Raw genomic sequence first — 19759 nt, forward strand, 5'->3', positions numbered from 1 at the left:
CTGAAAATTTTCAACCTAAAAAAATTACAGACGTTACGATTTATGAGGTCTTAAGACATAAATAATAACTGTGTAAGAATATAAATAGGAAGCAATATCAGAAACGAGAATTTAAACATGTATCCAAAAAAGCTTGGCATCTTAATTTTATGATCTTCAGCAATAGATTTCACCATAAAATTAGGGCCGTTTCCAATATAAGTTAAGGCTCCAAAGAACACGGCACTAGTTGCAATAGCACTCAAAACTTTTTCAGAAACAAAAGCGACTAAAGGAATGTGATCTGCATAAGGAATGCTAGAGGCCACACTATGAAATGCAACGGCTGTGGGTGTATTATCTAAGAACGCACTTAGAAATCCTGTTGCGTAGTAATAGTGCCATGGCTCTGTAAGTCCCATACTTGGCGCATGCTGACTTAAGTATATTAAGGTTGGTGTCATGGTAATAAATATACCGATAAATACTACGGCAACTTCTACAATTGGTCCCCAAGAGAATTTATTACTAACTCTAATTTTATGAGGCGTTACATAGTATGCTATGACGGTAAGGGCTACCAAAACAATTTCGCGTAAATGTTTTAAGGCGAATGACGCATTTTCTTCTCCCATATTAGGAATAACATCAGGATTGATGAAGGCTACAGATAAAACCACACCTAATAAAAAGATGAAATTTAGAGCCCCAGTAATCCGTATTGGTTGAATTTCGCGTGCATCAGCTTCTAAATGGCTTGGCGTTTCTTTTTTATAATAATAAGAATCAATAAAGAAATACGATGTTAGGAGTAAAGTCCCCACAAAAGCCCATTCAGGAAGTAAACTAAAGAACCAAGTAAAACTGGCCCCTCTCAAATATAACATAAGTAATGGCGGGTCGCCTAAAGGGGTTAAAAGTCCACCACAATTGGCTACAGCGGCAATAAAAAATAAGATGGTATGCACGCTGAACTCGCGCTGTTTATTAATATTAATAACAGGACGTATGAGTAACATAGCCGCTCCTGTAGTTCCCATAAAAGAGGCCAAAACAAAACCGATACCTAAAAATAGAGTATTCACCTTTGGTTTGGCTTTGATATCACCACTAAGATGAATGCCTCCAGTAATCACAAATAAGGAGGTTAATAATACAATAAAAGGTAAGTAATCTCCAAAAACTTGATGTTTTAAATGTTCTGTAAGATCCATATAAACCAAATAGAAAATGGTTGGTACACTCAGAAGTACGGACACCATTAGTTTATTACGATTGTTTTCCCACCAATGTTCAGCAAGAAGCGGGCCAACGGCAATCGCTAATAAAATTATAAAAAAGGGAATTGAAGGCCACAAAGAGATTTGTTCCGTGAGTTCTGGACTAGCATTTATCAACAACATAAGTAAGTTTTATAGGACTATTTAATCTACTACTAATTTAAAAAAATTAACAATACCGTCCTTAGTACGGACTATTTAATTTGAACGCAATTGCTTAAAAAAATGATTTATTTGATGCAGATGACCTTAATGTTAAGATTTGGATATTTTTTAGCACGACTGAAGTAGAATATCACGGAATACTGTGATAAATACAATTGAGATAAGCTCTAATTTCGAAGCCTATAAATTGCAATTCCTTTGGAGCTAAAAATGAATACTAAAAGCTACTTATTACATTTCCTGAGCTTAGCTCTGTTTCTGAATTTTTCGTGTACCTCACCTAAGGTAGGCGACCAGGCCTTAAATTTAAATCAGGTCGATTTAGATTTTAATGTGGGTTATTTTTATGGGGATGCTTTGCAAGAGGCTAAAATGGACCAGGAGCATAAGGCAGCAAGAGCTGAGTCGGATAGAACGCTTCAAGGGGCGAGTAGGGTTGAGGTTCATAAGATTTACACTGCGCCTTACAGTGCGCATAAAAAGTATATCGGTATGGACTATAAAATCTTGAATAAGAATTCCGGAAAAAACCTAAGCTATCTTAAAGATTGGGAATTTAATAATGTGGAAATGCTTCAAAGTCCAGATGAAAATTTTATGGCTTTGTGTTCTAACGCTCATGCCTTTGGTAAATCGCAGACCGAGGCCTTTCAAAATAAATTTCAAAATTTAGTTAAGTTTCTAACGGCGCAATACGGAGCACCGGAGGTAAAAAAAGATGCTTTTCTGCAGGAAGGCACACTTTATAATTGGCAGTTAAATGATCGGTTAATCGCATTGACTTATGAGTCTGATGTATTGAACTCAGGACATAAAAGTCAACCTATTGCTGAATTTAATTATTATATGGTGCATAACGCATATTTAAATATTGTAAGAGACGATATTATTGAAGGGCCTTGGGTGATGTTATAAAAACAATTGAACTAATCCATGTCTTATGAAAAGCATCATCGTACTTCTCTTACTTATGAGTGCCACTTTCCATGCTCAAGAACTAGATGTGGATAACACGCAACCCATTAGTTTAGAGCAATTGCACTTAAACGGAAAGGTAAAACAGATTACAACCTACAGGCAGACCAAGGAAATCGATGCTAAACCTATTATAGCTGCGGAAAAAACGTTTGACAAAAACGGACTTTTGATGTTACACAAAATTTATTATCAAGGTCGTTTACAGATGACGTTTTGTTACACTTATAAAATTGGAAACGTAGAAACCTTGACTGAAATTGAAGCGGCTCCTTATGGAAATACCACCTTAAAAAACTTTAGCTATTTAGAACAACAGATAAAAATGCAGGCCTATGTTGAAGGTGTTTTAAGGGACGGTTTTATTCGAAAAACCAATAACAACGACCAGGTATTGTATTCTAAGCATGAAAATTATGTCTCTAATTCTTATTGCGAATATGGGTATACTTACTACGAAAATGTTAAGGTAAAGCAGCAACAAGGCAATTGTTTTAAAGATGGTGCTAACCATTACAGCTACCGTGTAGATTATACGTATAAGAATGATTTACTCGTGAAAAAGCAACGCTCTAATAGCATCTCAAAAAATGACTCTTCCATAACCGAAATTTATAGCTATGATAACGCTCAGCGCTGTATTAAAATGGAACGCTATATAGATACCGTATTAGTAAATAAAGAAACAAAAGTGTATGCTTCTGGTGTTTTAAAAGAACATCACTTTTTTAATAAGGCTGATAAGGAAACAAAGGTTATAAATTTTAACTATGACCCGCAGCAGAATCTTTGTAGAAAGTCTGTAGTTGATAAGACCTACAACACAACGCTGATCTACACCTATGATATCGCTTACTTTTAAAATTTATAGACCATTCAGAGTTTCTTCGGCCTATAAATTAACCATTCAGAATGCGTTTCCAAGATCTTAGGTGTAAGTATTAGGTATTTGCATTTTAAACAGGAACTCCTTTATATTAACAGGATTTAAAAGGGCCTCAAAAGCGAGTTTAAACTTAGTATACATTCTTGAAAAAACGCATTGATAGTGCTCTCAGTTCACGATTTTGTATTAATAAATTACGAACAAAGTCTGGCTAAAAGCTGTCCTGTGATTTCTAAATATCACTGAAAACGGTTAGAAAAACACTCTAATAATACGTCAACTTTGTAGGAAATAATAAACGAAAATTATGGATTTTAAAACAATGTTACAGTTTCCGGTGTTAGATCCGCAAAGCATAATACAAATATTAAAAGAGATAGCCGATATAGAACGCAAAGAGGAACGCCCTCAAATGCCGCAAGTAACGATCAGTACACATTCTGATAGTGCTTCAGGTTTTTTTGTAAATTATGATTCTGAAAAACATACCATTTTGTTATGCGATATGTATGACCGTAAATCTGAATTTCAATATATAGACTCGCGCTCTATTTCTTCTATCACGCTACGAAATGTAGACAAATACGCTTACTTATTATCAGATGGTAAGGTGCCATTAACACCAAATCCAGATGAAATCCCAACCGTACTTCAGCTTAAAAAAGATATTAAGGCTTTAGAAGAAGACTTAGAAGGACGTTTAGAAAAAGCGCTTTCAATAGCGTTTAAATATGAAGATAATCCTGAAGATTTAGAGAAGTATTATGCTTCTAAGGTGCTAAAATTATTACAAAGTACATTTTGTAATATCGCTTCTGATCCTTTAGCGAAAACAGCATTTACAGAAGCCGTCTCTACGGTTAATTTCAGCTTAGGTTCAGAAAATAAAACCGTTAAGGATAACAAGGTGATTAGCATAACAGTTGATACCTCTAAAGGGTTAAAAAGTATCGTTAAAGACAAGCAATTACAAGAACAAATTGAGAAATTTCTATAAATCCTAAAATAAGAACATATGCAAGATCATAATGTAGTAAGCCGAATAGAATTAGTTATAAAAAAAGATAGTAACTCAGAAAAAACCTTAACCTTAAGTCAATGCGATTACAGTTTTAATAATGATTATTATGCTGAAGAACGGCGACCAATTGATGTAAATTTTTCAGGAACCACTAAAATGGTGAACGATCCGTTATTTATAGAGTGGATTTCTAACCAGCAAGGTGATTGGTCGGGAGTTGCAAAGATATTTCACAGAGATCAAGAAATGGCTACCATTGCTTTAGAATTTGATAAAGCGACCGTTGTTAGTTTTAGTCAGTCATTTTCGGAATATAATGCGCATAGTGATGCATATTTTAGTATGATTTTAAAAGGCGTAACGTTTAATGCGATAAAATTGGACTAATTGAGCCACATACCCCTCTAAATATGACAGTCTTTAAATATGAGGTTTAAAGGCTGTTTTTTAGTTGAATGAGGTACAAATAAGTCTAAGTATAAAAAAAGGAAACTGTAATAAGTTTCCTTTTTTTTTATGATGTAAATGCTTGGTTGTAGGAGTGCGCGTGTATTATAAATTATTTTCTAAATACTCACGAATGGTTATATCAATAAAATAACCGCTGTGGTGGCCGCCCCAGCATGCTGTTAATGAAAATACACCATCTTCTAATTTTAATTCTTTTTTGGCTTCAGCCCCTTCATTAGGGATGCAATAAACTTCTATGGAGTTAACGCCTTCTTGAACAGCTTCTTTTCCCATATCATCTTTACAAACCTCACGTAAGCCATCGGTAAGGCGTTGTAAACAAACACTCGGTACAAATTTTATATAGTCGAATTCAAAGGTGTCCCAATTAATAGTTATCGGTAATGATTTGCCTACAATCTCATTAATTTCTTCTTGGTAGTTGGCTAAATATTGCTCTTCGATAGATTTTGCAGCTCTTTTTTCTTGTAATCCCATGTTGTGTAATTTAAATATTATGTTTCCTTCAAAGGTATTGGAAGTGCTTTCTGATAAAGCAACCACTGTAAGGGAATATGAAAACTCACGGAATTCAGTGAGGGCAGAGCTTGTATATTAGGCTACATTTATCTTATAGACTTGAGTATTATGAAAATTACAATTTTATCCATTATTTCTATTTTAATCGTACTGCTTATCTTTAAAGGTTGTGCCAAATATATTGGAATACCTAAAAAAGTAGCCGCACAAAATTTAGAAGCATATTTGCTGAAAAAATATGATGGTAAGCTGGTCTTTAGCGATTTAAGCCTGTTTTTTAACGCCGCTACCATGGATCCTAATATGTATGGTGTTCTTATTTATGATAAGGATATTCCTGAAATTCAATTTTATACCCATTTAAATTTAAAGCACATCCTAGAAAACGACAGCTTACCAATGTATCCTACTTCTGATAATATGACGGTAGATGATTTATATCAAGATGCGTTAATACGTTATGAGGTTAGGCAAGGAGTTAGAACCGATTTTAAGGCTGAAATTCCCGAAATTATATTTTCTACAGAAGCCATTCATTTAGATTTTAAGCGTGATGTAAAATCAGAAGTTCTAAACGATGTGGTTACACGCTTTATAGATCGGTTAAATGAACATTATGATGTTTTAAACACAGGATATCAATTTCGTTTATTAATTAAAACCGCTAGTCATCCCGATGGTTTCCTTATAATTCCGTTGGATATTGAGGATAGTAAAAGAAAACCAGAACCTATGGTTTTATCCGAAAATGTCTCAGGATTTACCAGTTTAAAAACCATGATTTTAAAACATATAAATTCGAAATTAGAAGTAGCATATCCTTATTTTAAAGTCACTGAAAATAGTAAGATTTATATGGATAAATCAACCCTCTCTAGAGGAGCTTGGGTACAATATTTAGAGGATAAGCGCATTAAGAATAACGGAAATGGGAAATGGAGAAATCCGCAAACAGGAATTTACGTGGTATATTTTGATTTAGATACCCAATTTATTTATCGTAGCGAATTATTAACCGATGAGAATGATACCACGTCTTACACGGAAGAACTAAGACAAATTGTAAGCTCTATAGAGACTGAGGGCATAAGAACGAAATAATGTGTTTTGTCCTTAAAATCTAGATAAAAAAAGAGACCTTAAATATTTTAAAGTCTCTTTTTTTTATTAGTCAAATAAGCCTGATTCTATAGCATATTTTACAGCACCCGTGGTGGTTTTAGATCCCGTTTTTAAGAGGATATTTTTCCTATGGGTTTCAACGGTGTTGACCGAAATAAATAACTTTTCTGATATTTCTTTTGAAGTCAACTCATCGCCTAAAAGTTTTAAAACTTCCTTTTCACGAGGCGACAACTCAATGTTTTTATACTTTTTTCGTTCAAACACACTTTCCATATAACGTTGCTTAATCAATTCAGAAAAGTACTGTTCATCATCTAAAACCGTTCGTACTGCCTTTTGCAACTCTTCCTTGCTCGTAAATTTAGGGACAAATCCATCGGCACCTTTTTGTATCACTTTATGTACAGTTCTGTGATTGTCTAACATACTCAGCATAATTATTTTTACGTGACTATGTTTCTTTTTAATTTCTGTGAGCAGCTCTATCCCATCCATTTTAGGCATGCTGATATCACTAATTATTAAACCGATTTCAAATTGTTTTAACAAGCGCACCACTTGTTTCCCTTCAGTGGCCAGGTGAACCTCGCCAATTTCTTCCATATCACTTAAAATGGTATTAATACCCTCAAGAAACATTAAATGGTCGTCTGCGATAATTATATTTATTTTCTTCACAATCTATTAGTTTATGGGGATGTCTATGGTAATTGAGGTACCATGACCTGGACGACTATCAATATCTAAAGTCCCTTTTACTTTTTGTAAACGTTCTTTGATATTTCGGAGTCCTATCCCTTGATTTTTTTTATGATTTTGAAAGCCTTTCCCATCATCATTAATCACAATATTTAAATGGTCCTTATGTCGTGTGAGTTGCACATCAACATGGTTAGCTTCGGCGTGTTTTAGAATATTATTAATCAATTCTTGCACAATACGGTAAGCATCGGCTAAAATTTCATCGCTTAATTGGTCGATCTCTTCTTCTGGAAAGAAAAAGGTTTGAATTTTTATGTCTGATTTTTTACCCACCTGATTAAGAAAATCACTTAAAAAACTCGTAAAGCCCATTTTAGAAAAGGGGAGAGGGTGCAGTTGGTGTGATAGACTGCGCACATCAAGACATGCATTACTAATAGCCTTGGCAATACGTTTGGTCTGTGGATCATCTTTATGGTTTTCGGTATAATGTTCAAACGCAATTTTTATACTCGCCAAATCACTACCAATACCATCGTGAATTTCTCGTGCTAACCGTGAACGTTCTTCGTCTTGCCCTTCTTGGTAACGCTCAATCACGGATAATTTGTGATCTTTCATCATCTCAGAAATTTTCTGTTTAGCATTTTTTTCTTGTTGCAAACTCAATTCCTTTTGGATGCGTAAGCGCTTCACATACGATAATCTAAGAATGACTAAGATGGTTAAGACCAATATAAATCCGGCAATGAGTGCATTTCTAATTAAGCGCTGACGTTTTACCGTGAGCTCCGCCTTTTGCAATTCCGTATCACTTAATTTTTGCTCTTTTTCTAAAAGCTTAATTCGAGTTTCTTTTAACTGCGTTTCATAACCTTCCTGGATGTTGGCAACGTATTTTTCTTTATCTAAAGAATTTTGTTTTTCACGACTCAAAACCCCTTTTTGATAAAATTTTAAAGCATTTTTATAATTGCCTTCCGCTTCATAAAGCATGGCCAAGTTTTTATAAATTTCAGAATTATAAGGCAATAAAGCTTGATCTTCACCAATTTTTAAGGCTCTTTCAAAAGCTGAAATTGCAGCTCTTCGGTGTCCTAATTTACTTTCACACAGGCCTAAATCGTTTAAAACGATAACAAGATCTGAGTTAAATTGAAGCGCTTCTAAAAGGTTTAATGTTTTTCTTAAGGCAACCACGGCCTCTTCACAGCGCTCCTCTTGTACTAACATTTGAGCAAGGTTAATATTGACGTAGGCCATAACCGCTTTATTGCCTTCCTTTTCCCTGTATTTTAAAACCGTTTTATAGTGTTTTCTGGCTTGCTCATATTTTCCTTCTTCTTTTAAAATATTCGCATAATTAAAAAGAGTGGTTAATACGCCATCATCATCACCAATTTCCCTATAAAGATTAGCGGCTCGGTCTAAATTTTTGGCTGATTTTTTGTAATCTTTTTGAAATAAATAAAGGGTGGCAATATTTTGATAAGCATTGGCCTCTTGAATTTTATTATCGGTCTTTTCAGCATAATTTAAACATTGAATAAAACTATCCATCGCTTCAGGATAGCGCCCTAAATGTTTATAGCCCGAAGCTAAAATATTATAACAGGCGGCAAGTCCTTTTTCTAAATTAATGAATTTTAGTAGGTTGATGGCTTCGGTAGTGTACGTTATAGTACTTTTATAATCTCCTGAAATATTTCCTAAATTTCCTAAAGCATACAAGGCGCGAGCCACTTGTAAGTCCATTTCTAAAGCTCTACTCTGTTCTAACCAGTGCAAGGCAGCTGTTTTGGCGACCTGTGGATTGTTGTAAACATTTTGGCTGTAAACAGTAGAAAGGGAGTCTATTAAAGGTGTATTCTGGGGTTCTTGCGCTTGCAGGCAACCGCACAATCCGCAGAAAATGAACAGTAATTGACTTATATATTTTGTAAAGAAATTCATATGAATAAGCAAACTTAATCTCTTTAAACGAAATAGTTGGCTCTTATCTTAGTTTTCACGGCTTTTAACATTTCTGAATGTGCTTCATCAAAATCTTCATCACGTTGAGAAATCTCTTCTAATATATTATGAAGTAAAAATTCATCCGATGCAAAATGAGTTTTTATATGTGTTAATTGATCATACAAGGCCTGGACTGAGGGTTGATCTTTACTTAAAAACATAGCACTGTATTTGGTGAATCCGTCTACATCTTCTAATTGTTGAGAGAGTAATTTATGACTTCTCAACATCATATTATATTCATCCCTTGGGAAATCAAAAAAGGTGTAATCGGGATAACTTTGGATAGAATGTTGAAGTGTTTCTAAGGCTTTTTTCGGTTCGTTTTCTTCTTTGTAAAAATTATATAACTTAAAAAGCGTTTTGTAATCGCTTGCTTCTGGGGCTTGCTCTTTTGCGGTTTTGTAAGCCGATAAGGCTTCTGCATTATTAAAACTATCTTCGGCACAACTCGCTACCATTTTAAGGTAAAAAGCTTTGTTATTGGCCATATGCGCGGCTTGACTAAGATTCCCGATGGCGGCGTCAAAATTATTTAAAATCCAGTAGATTAATCCATTATTTCTAAACTCGATAAACGTAGTTGGATTTTTAACCAAATCGTCTTCAGAGGCTGGTGCTAAATCATCGGGTTTTGGTAGGTAATCATAATAACAAATCCACTTAAAAATAGGATACAATTCTGGTGCTAATTGCCCTTGTTCGTGATTATAAATGGCGTATTTATGGCATTCTTTATAATCGTTCATTTCTAAAAGAGCTTCCACACATAAATTCATAGTGCTGCAATAATCTATATCGCCAATCTTATAATAATTAATTTCAGATTGCATATCTTCAAAAAACGCGGTGTAGTTTTGATTATTCATATGAATAATCATCCTTAAATTATACAACCAAGGCGCGTAAGAATGTGATGGTAACGGAAAATCTTCTAAAGCTTCATTTAAAACAACTAAGGCTTCATCAAAACGGGATAATTTCACCAAAGCACGTGCTTTAAAAAATAAGGTTTTAAGCGTTGCAGGCTGTCTTCTATGAAATTGTTCCACAATATCTAAAATTCCTTGCCAGCTTTCTATACGGCTATTCACTTCTAGTAAATAAAATAGATACTCACTCATTCTAAGGCCGTTTCTAAAAGCTTGGTGATAGGCTTCTCCGGTTTGCTTGTAATTTTTAACCAAGAAAAAAGCACGTGCTTTTAAAACGAATAGATTCGGGTTTTTAGGATTCAAGGTCAACCCCTGTTGTACACATTGATTTAAAACATTTCTGTCTTTAGTATGATAGTAAGCCGAATCGCCATAGCGTAAGTAATAATGCTGTGCCAATTGCCATCCCGAGTTTGCAAAATCTTGCATATAGATTTTAAACTCTTCAAAATTACTATAGTCTTCTTCTGGTAACTGTGGCTCGCCAGGGTCTTTTATAATTTGAGCCACCATATCGTACCTCATAAACGATTGAAAATAATCAACCAACAGCATTCGGGTTCTATCCGTAATCTCTAAATGTTTCCATTCAGAATTCCACAAAGCTTTGTTATCTATAGATTTGTTTTCCCACATTGCCACGTGCATATTGGCTAGGGTTTGGCTGGGTAAATCTAAACGCTCATCAAGTTGTAAGCCTTTTAAAACGGATTTATTATGCGTTGCGGAAGCTAAATCTAACAATTCATAACAATCTGCCTCTTCATCAGAATCACAAATGTGTTCTAATTGCGCAGCTTGGATATCCCAAAGTAAAAAACGAGCTTCTGTTAAGGCAGGATAGCACTCTAAAAGGTACTTTAAAACCAAAATGGCGTCTTGGTAGCGTCCTTCTTTTTGCAATTTAAAAGCATAATGCAATTGTATGGTATCGTTATACGGATAACGCACTAAAGCATCCTCGTAGACACTTTGTTCACATTCTTCGTAAAAGCTACAGACGTATTCAAAATCTGATGCTTGTACTTGTCCGTAATCAATTAAACCTTGTAAATACGACTTTAAGACCGGCATATTCATGTCTTCGTAAACGCCGAGATACAACATATAAATGCGGTAATATCTCGCAAAATCTTCGGGTTCACTTAATAAAGTTACATATTCTTGAATATCACCAATTACCGACTTTAATGCCTGGTACTGATTATTTTTATAATGCGTTTCTGCGTGCTCTATGTAGCTGATGATGTCGTTTGATGATATAATCATTTGTTCCAGTTTTTAAACCAATCGGCGTATTCAATATGTAAGCGTTGATAGTGGTCCCATAAGGTGGTCATATTAGGAAATGTACTGACGTCTTGTTCTGTAGCTCCTAAAATGAATTCATCTCCTATACACACATTTCTATGGAATTCTCCCCAACTAGAAAATGTAGATTTTACGGTAGCATTAACTTCTTCTAAGCGTAAAATTATTTCTTCGGTAGTGATAAAACCTAACACCAATCCTAATCGCATTTGAAAAATAGACATCGCCATTTCATACCCCGTTAGTTTTTGTTTTTTTAAGCTAAAACGGTATTTCCACACCATTTTATAGGTGTTTTGTGTTTGCAGGTTATTTAACGCTTGGTATTTGGCTTCAAACGTTTTTGTGGTGTCTCTTCTAAATTCAGAAGCTAATTTTTCAAAAGCTTGAGAGACCATTAATCCGCTTTCGTAACGCATTAAACTATTACGCAAATGTAAGCCCGATTTAATACCAAAAATGGTTAACAGTCTTTCAGCTTGCTTCACGTGCATTTTATCGTCTAAGTTAAAGCCAGACCAACTGCTTAAGTTGGCTTGCTTATGGTTTTTCTTTAAAATCAAGGCCGATAAATTTAATTGGTCTTGTATTTCGGGTGTGATATCTTGTGTCATTATGTTAAGCATTTAATTGGTCTGCCACTTGCAATAATGCGTTGGCTAGTGGGTCTGAATACGCTCCAGATTTTGCAATCGTCTTTAATCCCATAGCGTAGGAGGTCGCTAAATTGCTCCCTTTTACCAAGTGTACAAATACGTTTTTGCTAAGGTTACCATAAGTTTCTAATGCGGTTCCGGGTGCTAAATCGGTATCTAATAAAGTCATATATAACGTTTGACTAAATCGCATTTCTAAACCAGTTTTGTCATTTGTTAACCAGGTTTTTAAATCTTTAATATGTGTGTTGAAATAGTCTAACAATTCGGTTTCGCAACCTGCCGTTTTATAAGTTTCTATATTGGTAAGTAGCGCCTCCACATAATGCTGATTCACTTCAATAGCATTTATATCAATTTTTGAAGTCGAAACAGTGTCTACTGAACCTTCTTCTGCGGATTCTGATTCTTGAGTATCCTCAGCGTCTTGTTCTGTGGTATCTTCAGATTCAGAAGCTTCGGTTTCTAAAACAAACTGACTATAACTTTCAATTTGGTCGTATAAAACATCATTACTACTGAAACGAGAATCGTCGCTATTACTGTATTCGTATAGTTTTGTGATGGTGTTTAGATGAAGTTTTTCGTTATTTAATTTCCCTAGAAAATCAGTTAAAAAGACTTCAATATCTGCGGAAATGGATTTAAAAATAGGATTGGTAGTTTCCTTACTTTTACAACGTTTATGAAAACTAAGTACACGGTCTACCAAGCGGTGTATAAAGAAACCAACATCTTCATTATGAAGGTTAAAGTACTGCGCTATGCGTGTACCTTGCGTGGTTAAGGCTTCAGGAACCCAAACGGCTTCTTTTGTTAAGCTGTAATAATAATCGCCTAAATAATTAAAAAAGGCTTGAATGGTATTTAGGGTTAGCGGACGATTTTCGTTGATATAATGCTTGCGGGCAAATTGGTTACAAATATCAGTCGCATTAGCCTCTAAATCTTTAAGTGCCCAAATTTCGTTAACGCGTGTAAAATTTCCTGATTCTACACATAAAAAACTTAAAGTTTCTGCAATAAGCGGAATGTTTTTTGCTTTAATAATAGCGCTCGCATCACGTGTAGCGTAAGCTAAGTTTAATAATAAGCGTTGTAAGTTTTCTTGTTCTTCCGCAGTAAACAATTCTAATAAAGCTTCGCCAGCATCGCAAAAGGCTCTAATTAAAAACTGATTTAAAGGGTTTTTTAGACCTTCATTTTGTAAACGTTCAAACCAAAGCAATACGTTTGAATGCGATTGTGCTATGGTGCGAATTACAAATGCTCCTGTAACTTGAACATCTTTTCCTTTCAATCGCATTGTGGGTAGTAAACCGAAACGGTCATCTTCTAAAAATAATTTAGAAAAAAGAGTGTTGAAGGTCTCAGAATGATTTTTAAATCCCGTTTGTGGATGTGCAATTTGAAACCAAAACGGAATACATTCTATAGGTAAATTGTTAGCGGTATTTTCGCTTAAAATTTTAATACCGTAATCTTTAAAGGCTTCGGAGTTTAAATTGGCGCCACCATCGGCAATTAACCAGTCTAAAAAATTAATATAGCCTGCATCTTGTTGTTGCTTCGGAAGGCTTTTATCTCGTGTATTGAATAATAACACATCTCCAGAATCCCATTTCTTGTTCGCCAATGCTTGCATTAACGGGTAGTTGCCTTCCGTAGTTGTTAAGTGTAACAGGGTGTCACTTTGAGCATCTGCCCAAATTAAACGTTCTTTTAAAGCTTCAATTGCTGTCAGAGCACTGTTTGGATTGGCTTCGTAAAAAGCGGCCAAATCGTTACTGAACCAAGGGGTTATAATATCGTAAGCTGATTTCTCATACACACGACCAACCGGTAATAATTGATGGAATTTATGAATAAACAGTTCCCAATTCCCTTCAAAAAAGTAATTAATAAAATTGGAATCTATGGTGAAAGGAAACGTGCTTATGGTCCCGTTGTCTTGTTTTACGGCATAAGTGCCGGAAAATAAATTGTGCTTTAAACAATTCTGAATTAAATACTCCGAACTCAGCACATCACGAATGTCAAAAATACCTTGTATTATAAACTGAACGATAGGCAGTGCGGCTTCCGATGGACTTTTAACCAAAATCTTTAAAACTTGAAAGAGTTGCTGTGCTATGGTTTCAGAAAAGGCTTCCGACTGAAAATAACCCAGATTAAAAGTCAGAAATTCGACTAATTTGTTGACGCTTTTTTCATCTGGATAAATCCCTTCATCTAATAAAGGCAACCAAGCCGTTACAAAAGCAATACCTTCTGTGGTGTTGGCATAACGTTTAGGATGAAAGTAAATTTGTTGCGCAACTTGCGTTGTGAAATCGGCGGTAATTCCGCTGAAATCACTATTATTTTTTATGTTTTTATAAACATCCGTGTCTGTAGCTTCTAATATTTCTAAAACCTGCTGTAGGCCTTTTGTTTCTGAAGCTTCTAAAGCATCGAGCTTTAGATTTGGGATGATATGTGTTTTAAAAATGGCAGACATATGCTGGTTGGTATTCTAAATTTATAGGTTTATACGAGTGTTATTGAGCGATATAAAACCATTCGTTATCTTCAATTTCGCTTTCTGGTCCTCTTAAACTTTCAAAAAAGGAAACAAGTTCATCGGCCTCGATATATCCAATTTCTTGGTCGGCACCAAAACGAATAATTTGTCCCGCTTTTCCTTTAGTATTTGGCGCAAAATCGAAGGCTAGAAAATTTCCGTTTTCTAAATCGAAAAACGGAATCCAATACGGTGTGGTGTACATTAATAAGGCTTTCCCTTGGTTGGTAGAATAGGTGTCCAACAAGTCTTCTTGCGTCCAATCGTCATAAATATCCTTCCACTGTTTCCATTCATTATAAATATCTTCTGCGCCCATAATCGCGCAACGGTCAATGCCATTATGAAGGCTTAAATAATCTTTAATGATTTGTGGAAACGGATAGCCGGCTTCTTTTTCAAATGTTTCATAAATGGCCTCGTTATTTGTAGGCGGATGAAACGTTAATTTTTTTTCTGAAATTAAACCAATAAAGGAGGCGACCAAGGCTTTCATATCTATTTCTGCATCAAGTTGAATATGTGGTGCTAGAAAATCTGATTTCTCTTTGGCCAATTGTTCGGCTATAAAGGCATTCGGAATAAAATGATTTATAAAGGCACCGGTTTGCTCTTGAAAAGTGATGTTCTTTAAATTGCTAATAGGTTGTGAGCTAAAACTATTTTGTCCAAAAGAATACACAGAAGATGTTAGCGTTTTCTCATTTGGGTCTTCATCTAAAATAGTGTCACACCATTCCTCAAAAAGCGGTGTTTTTTCTATTTCAAAGGCGTAAACAATTTTACCTTTAAGATAAGCAATGCCATAAAATTTGTGAATACTGATGTAATCTGGCGTAATAAATAAGAGTTTTAAGACGGGCTTTCCTGTATGTTTTTCAATAGCTTCTAAAAGGGCGTCTCTAAACGTAAAACTATTACTATAATGATAAGGGTCTTCAAGTACTGGAAAGGTATCGATTTGAATGTTTTCAAAATTAAAATCCGTCCATTGTAAATCTTTAAACTCGTCTGAATATGCGATATAATTAGTCATTTTACGCGTGTAAATTTAGAATGCTAAGATACTTTGGAACCTCGGAGTTTTTATCACTGAAACTAGTGATTTTATAAAAGAAGCGACTTCTTTAATCGCTAATTTTACTTTTTAATGTGCTCTCTAATATGGGAAATTGCTTAGGTTCAATCTGACTAACTAGACATTTAATTTTCTTTTCTTTTCCGTCTGAATTTTCATACGTAATCACGATGACTTTTTTTTCAACCGCAAAAGATTTAAGTGCGCTATAAGGCACCGTTGTTTTACCTATAACTCCTGGTTGAAACACAAAATGGGTCTCAAAAAAATTGAAAACTTTAAGCTTTTTATTAAAGGCATAGAGACTAAAAAATACGATAGCACCGCCTAAAGGAATCACTGATTCTATAGATATGTCTTGTAGGGAAATTAGGCAAAGCCCTATCATAAATAGAGCAAAAACTAAAGGTTTATATTTTGCTTTAGAACTTAATTCAATCCCAGAGTTGTTGTCTGTTTTGGTCATAATAAATTTTAGTATTTTTTTCTGTAATCATTTAACGTTGTGTTGAATTCTTTAAAGCCTTTAGTCTAAAAGCTTCTGAATACATTCTCGTCGAGGGCCATAACTTCCATACACCGTGTTGAATTTAACATCTAATTTTTGAAGCAAATTAGCATAAGAAAAACGAGGCAATTGGTCCAAACAACTTATGACAAGATGTTTTTTACAGTCCAAATCTTGATGATGAATGGCATCGCAAGTTAAGGCATAATTCAGTAATTCGGTATCTAAAGCTTGTGTTCTAAATACGCCTTGAAACTCGTTAGTGACATTCGCCTCATTTTCATTATTTTGAAGACTTACAGCTTCGGTTTCTGCCATTGGGCCGTTGCCGTGGCGGGTTTGATAACAGCGGGTCACATAGTAAATATCAATTTCTGAAATCGTTTTTAAATGCGATTTGATAAGCTGAATGGCATTTTTAGAGGTGGTAGAACTCCATGTGGTATGCGGATGAAAACCGTGTTGAGTGTCGAGCAAAATACCTTGACTACCTTCAAAAATAAAATGCTCGAACTGGTCTGCTAAATCAGATAATGAGGCGATGCTGTAGAATTTTTGAATCCCTAAACAACTCTCTATAAAATAATTTTCGTTATAGTCTTTGAGTTCGTTTTTATAATAGTCTTGTACTGCTTTTGGCTGACTTTCTAAACAAGTTTGGTAGTAGTTTTTAATACTTTTTAAACGTTGTTTTACCACCCAATCAAACTGTAAATCGTTGGCGTAAAAGAAAATTTCGGCTTTATTTCTTGCAATTGTTGTTCCGAAACCTAATCCGCAAGAGCCGTGATGCTGTTGCTTTTCTATAGCGCGATTATAGGCAATATCATAAATGGTAGTAATCATCGCTAACGGATGACCATACAATTTTGGCTGATATGTTTTTAAAAATTCCCCTTCATTTAAAATGGCTGGCGGAAATAAGGTAGTGTATTCCGAGTAATACGTTGGGACACCTAAAAATGTTCCCGAACCAAAATTACTAAAGGTGTGGGTTAGTGCTTCCGTACTAACGGTATGCCCAATTTGATGGCCTCCAGAAAACCGAACCACAAGACTCTGTTCAGGATGTTGCGATGCTAGAAAATCGGTCGTTAACCCTTTTCCAGCATCACCAAATCCTAAATCTATAACTAAACTACATTTTGGCATTTATAACATATTTTCTACATCTATAGAAGTACTTCCTGTAGATGTATTGCTTGAAGTGCTAGGTTTATGGTTTTGAATCACCACGTCTGCAATGCGTTTAGCAACCGTTTTATAATCTGCAATTTCAAGGAAGTTATCTCCTAAAAGTGCTTTCCAATTTCCTTTACGACTTTCTTGTTTAGACCATTCGTTATGTTCTAAATGCATATGAAAGACGTTGTATTTTTCTTGCGCTTCTTCAATAATCGCTTCCGTAGTAATGGTTGCAGCTTCATCGACACTGGTATAACGTTTAATGATTTCTGCAGGAATGGTAGGAAACACAGGTTCATCTCCAATGGTGAATAAAAAGCCTTTTTGTTGTCTTTTTTCCCAACAATCAATCGCTGTATGTCTCGCCGCGAATAAATGCGCTAAATTATAGCCTTCTTGATTGTTTCCGCCACCGCCACCTTCAAGGTAAACGCGGGTTAACCAACGGTCTAGTAATTCGGCAGACGATTCAAATTGTCCTACTTGTAAAGGCGCTCTGTCGTATACAAAATCGCCAATTCCTAAAAACAAGACTTGCGGATCTTCAATCCCAGCTTCCATTAAAGTGCCAATTAAATCGGGTAAGGCTTCTTTAACAATATGCTCGGGTACAAATCCCATACTACCCGTAACATCTAAAGCTACAATTATAGATACCGTTTCTGGATGTTCTTCAGAATCTCTAGATTCTCTAAAAATGACCTCAGATGGATCCATTTCAGAATCTATTGCTCTAGAGGTAAATATCTCTTCTCTAGATTTATTGCTGTAGCCTTTAGATTGACGTAATTTTGCATACGCATCGTGACTAAATCTTCCTCCTCCCATAATTATAGTTCGTTAATTGTGCCACCAAATAAATGCGCATAACGCTTTTTGGCTAGTTCTAATTTAATTTCTAAGTTTCTTATTTTAACCGACATTTCTAAGTCTTTAGCCACATAGTCCTTCGCATCGAAATCAGAGGCTAAAACCAAACTGTTGGCATCTGTGGGGCTCATATCTAGCATATTTTCTTGTTCACGTTTTAAACGTTTTAAAGCCAAGGCTAAATCTTCCGTTTCACGTTTGTACATCAGTTGAGCATCTTCTGCAATAGCGTGAGCACGGTCGTCTCTTATTTTATCGTTGTTGCGTTTTAAAGATTCTAAAAACGCAGCCGTTTTGGTGTTATCTTCCATAAAAAAAGGTTTTTTACAAAGTTAATGGGAGAGGTCTTAGTTTTTATCCCTGATAACAGTGATATTAATTTATGAGGACTACTTCCGAAGAAAAAATCACGGAATACAGGCATTTGGTATTTCTAGAAGCGACTTACTTTTGAAAACGTATAAAACCGAAATTATGATTGCATTACACTTATCGTCTAAAGGATTTCAAATTAATTCAGAAACCATCACTTTTCCAGTATCGTTAACACAGTTAAAAGCGTGTTTGAATGAAAATTACAGAACTACAGAAGGAAAAAACACGACCGTTTTTACTTGGGATGATTTAGGGCTATTAGCCTATTCTAAAGATGGAGAAATGGCAGAGTCCATCACTGTGGCTATAGAATTAGAGGACTATGCATTTAGTCCGAAGCAGATTTTTGGTGGTATATTTTATTTCAACAATCAGGATATTGTGCGGTACTATAAGTCGCATAAACAGCAGCACGTTAAATTATTTAAAGGTGATAGAAGTGGGGCATTGGTAGTCCATGACATTAGTGCTTGGTTTTCTGTAAGAAGCGAAAAAATTGAGGCTATTGAAATTAGTACATACACGCCTTACGTACGAGGTGTGGGCATTCCTAAAGATAAATATAGTATTACACCTTTAGATAAAGAAGTCCTGACGTTTGTAGATTTTGGTTTTAAATTATCGATAATTGAAGAGCTGATGTATATGAAAGGGCTTATGAAACCTGTATTTGATTTGTATGAATTTGCAGATTGGTACCAAGCCCGTGAGATTGATATTGACGATGAAGGTTACGAACCGATTGCGGAAGTCACTCAATATTTTAAAGACCTCCCCATACCAAAACGCTTAGCTTCTGAAATTACAAATTTTTACCAAGATGGCGGTAACGATATTTATATGAATTTATGCCCATTTTCGGGAGGGGCTGTCGAATATTGGGATATTAAAACCGCTATAGATGCCAGGCAATTTCCTAACTTAAAAAAAGTAACTTTGTGCTATGCCACCGATGAAGCTTATAAGGAGTTTGAACAGATGGGGATTGAGGCGGAGTGGTTATAAAACCTTTTTAATCCCTGAAATGAGGCTTAACTAATTTTAAATTGGTGTACTTGATAAGGGTTAAAATTGAAGTTTACGAGTATAGTATTTTATAAATTAATTTGGTTATGACCCAGGGGGAAGTCAAAGAGGAT

General features: G+C 35.2%; 18 protein-coding genes. 6 read left to right on the top strand and 12 right to left on the bottom strand.

Features of this window, described 5'->3' with window-relative positions; genetic code table 11:
• Positions 1 to 50: 50 nt before the first annotated feature.
• Positions 51 to 1382 (bottom strand): sodium:proton antiporter, encoded by a 1332-nt coding sequence (locus DFQ08_RS06990; RefSeq protein WP_114309095.1) that lies wholly within the window; start codon positions 1380 to 1382, stop codon positions 51 to 53.
• 252 nt (positions 1383 to 1634) lie between these two features.
• On the opposite strand from DFQ08_RS06990, the gene DFQ08_RS06995 reads away from it, so the two are divergent.
• The 4 genes from DFQ08_RS06995 to tssD all read left to right on the top strand — a co-directional run bounded on the left by DFQ08_RS06995 (position 1635) and on the right by tssD (position 4693).
• Positions 1635 to 2339, top strand: coding sequence for a hypothetical protein (locus tag DFQ08_RS06995; RefSeq protein ID WP_114309096.1), 705 nt, complete (start codon positions 1635 to 1637; stop codon positions 2337 to 2339).
• A 25-nt stretch (positions 2340 to 2364) separates the two neighbouring features.
• Positions 2365 to 3261 carry a hypothetical protein gene (locus DFQ08_RS07000; RefSeq protein ID WP_147269453.1) on the top strand — a complete coding sequence of 299 codons (897 nt, stop codon included), beginning with the start codon at positions 2365 to 2367 and terminating at the stop codon, positions 3259 to 3261.
• Positions 3262 to 3592: 331 nt separating this feature from the next.
• On the top strand, positions 3593 to 4282 hold the full coding sequence (locus DFQ08_RS07005; RefSeq protein WP_114309098.1) for a hypothetical protein: 690 nt from the start codon (positions 3593 to 3595) through the stop codon (positions 4280 to 4282).
• Between the two features lie 18 nt (positions 4283 to 4300).
• Positions 4301 to 4693 (top strand): type VI secretion system tube protein TssD, encoded by a 393-nt coding sequence (gene tssD, locus DFQ08_RS07010; RefSeq protein ID WP_114309099.1) that lies wholly within the window; start codon positions 4301 to 4303, stop codon positions 4691 to 4693.
• Between the two features lie 165 nt (positions 4694 to 4858).
• Here tssD and DFQ08_RS07015 read toward each other — a convergent pair whose 3' ends face one another.
• Entirely contained in the window at positions 4859 to 5254 is a 396-nt protein-coding gene (locus DFQ08_RS07015) for a hypothetical protein (protein WP_114309100.1), read from the bottom strand.
• Between the two features lie 150 nt (positions 5255 to 5404).
• Between DFQ08_RS07015 and DFQ08_RS07020 the strand changes: the two genes are divergently transcribed.
• Entirely contained in the window at positions 5405 to 6397 is a 993-nt protein-coding gene (locus DFQ08_RS07020) for a hypothetical protein (RefSeq protein ID WP_114309101.1), read from the top strand.
• Positions 6398 to 6463: 66 nt separating this feature from the next.
• Here DFQ08_RS07020 and DFQ08_RS07025 read toward each other — a convergent pair whose 3' ends face one another.
• The 10 genes from DFQ08_RS07025 to DFQ08_RS07070 all read right to left on the bottom strand — a co-directional run bounded on the left by DFQ08_RS07025 (position 6464) and on the right by DFQ08_RS07070 (position 18556).
• Positions 6464 to 7099: a response regulator transcription factor gene (locus tag DFQ08_RS07025; RefSeq protein ID WP_114309102.1), complete on the bottom strand. Its 636-nt coding sequence runs from the start codon at positions 7097 to 7099 to the stop codon at positions 6464 to 6466.
• Positions 7100 to 7105: 6 nt separating this feature from the next.
• Positions 7106 to 9076 carry a tetratricopeptide repeat-containing sensor histidine kinase gene (locus DFQ08_RS07030; RefSeq protein ID WP_114309103.1) on the bottom strand — a complete coding sequence of 657 codons (1971 nt, stop codon included), beginning with the start codon at positions 9074 to 9076 and terminating at the stop codon, positions 7106 to 7108.
• Positions 9077 to 9099: 23 nt separating this feature from the next.
• Positions 9100 to 11343 (bottom strand): tetratricopeptide repeat protein, encoded by a 2244-nt coding sequence (locus tag DFQ08_RS07035; RefSeq protein ID WP_114309104.1) that lies wholly within the window; start codon positions 11341 to 11343, stop codon positions 9100 to 9102.
• Positions 11340 to 11999 (bottom strand): DUF1266 domain-containing protein, encoded by a 660-nt coding sequence (locus tag DFQ08_RS07040; protein WP_181858374.1) that lies wholly within the window; start codon positions 11997 to 11999, stop codon positions 11340 to 11342. The genes DFQ08_RS07035 and DFQ08_RS07040 overlap by 4 nt, the downstream gene beginning before the upstream one ends.
• A gap of 4 nt (positions 12000 to 12003) precedes the next feature.
• Positions 12004 to 14541, bottom strand: a complete 2538-nt coding sequence (locus DFQ08_RS07045; RefSeq protein WP_114309106.1) for a hypothetical protein — start codon at positions 14539 to 14541, stop codon at positions 12004 to 12006.
• A gap of 40 nt (positions 14542 to 14581) precedes the next feature.
• Positions 14582 to 15640, bottom strand: a complete 1059-nt coding sequence (locus DFQ08_RS07050; protein ID WP_114309107.1) for an SMI1/KNR4 family protein — start codon at positions 15638 to 15640, stop codon at positions 14582 to 14584.
• 91 nt (positions 15641 to 15731) lie between these two features.
• Positions 15732 to 16148, bottom strand: a complete 417-nt coding sequence (locus DFQ08_RS07055; RefSeq protein WP_114309108.1) for a hypothetical protein — start codon at positions 16146 to 16148, stop codon at positions 15732 to 15734.
• Positions 16149 to 16208: 60 nt separating this feature from the next.
• Positions 16209 to 17342: an adenylosuccinate synthetase gene (locus DFQ08_RS07060; protein WP_114309109.1), complete on the bottom strand. Its 1134-nt coding sequence runs from the start codon at positions 17340 to 17342 to the stop codon at positions 16209 to 16211.
• Positions 17343 to 18203, bottom strand: coding sequence for a hypothetical protein (locus tag DFQ08_RS07065; protein WP_114309110.1), 861 nt, complete (start codon positions 18201 to 18203; stop codon positions 17343 to 17345).
• Between the two features lie 2 nt (positions 18204 to 18205).
• Positions 18206 to 18556, bottom strand: coding sequence for a hypothetical protein (locus DFQ08_RS07070; RefSeq protein ID WP_114309111.1), 351 nt, complete (start codon positions 18554 to 18556; stop codon positions 18206 to 18208).
• Positions 18557 to 18719: 163 nt separating this feature from the next.
• Between DFQ08_RS07070 and DFQ08_RS07075 the strand changes: the two genes are divergently transcribed.
• Entirely contained in the window at positions 18720 to 19625 is a 906-nt protein-coding gene (locus DFQ08_RS07075; protein ID WP_114309112.1) for a DUF6892 domain-containing protein, read from the top strand.
• Positions 19626 to 19759 lie beyond the last annotated feature (134 nt).

Source organism: Winogradskyella arenosi, assembly GCF_003337305.1.
GTDB classification, from domain to species: Bacteria; Bacteroidota; Bacteroidia; order Flavobacteriales; family Flavobacteriaceae; genus Winogradskyella; species Winogradskyella arenosi.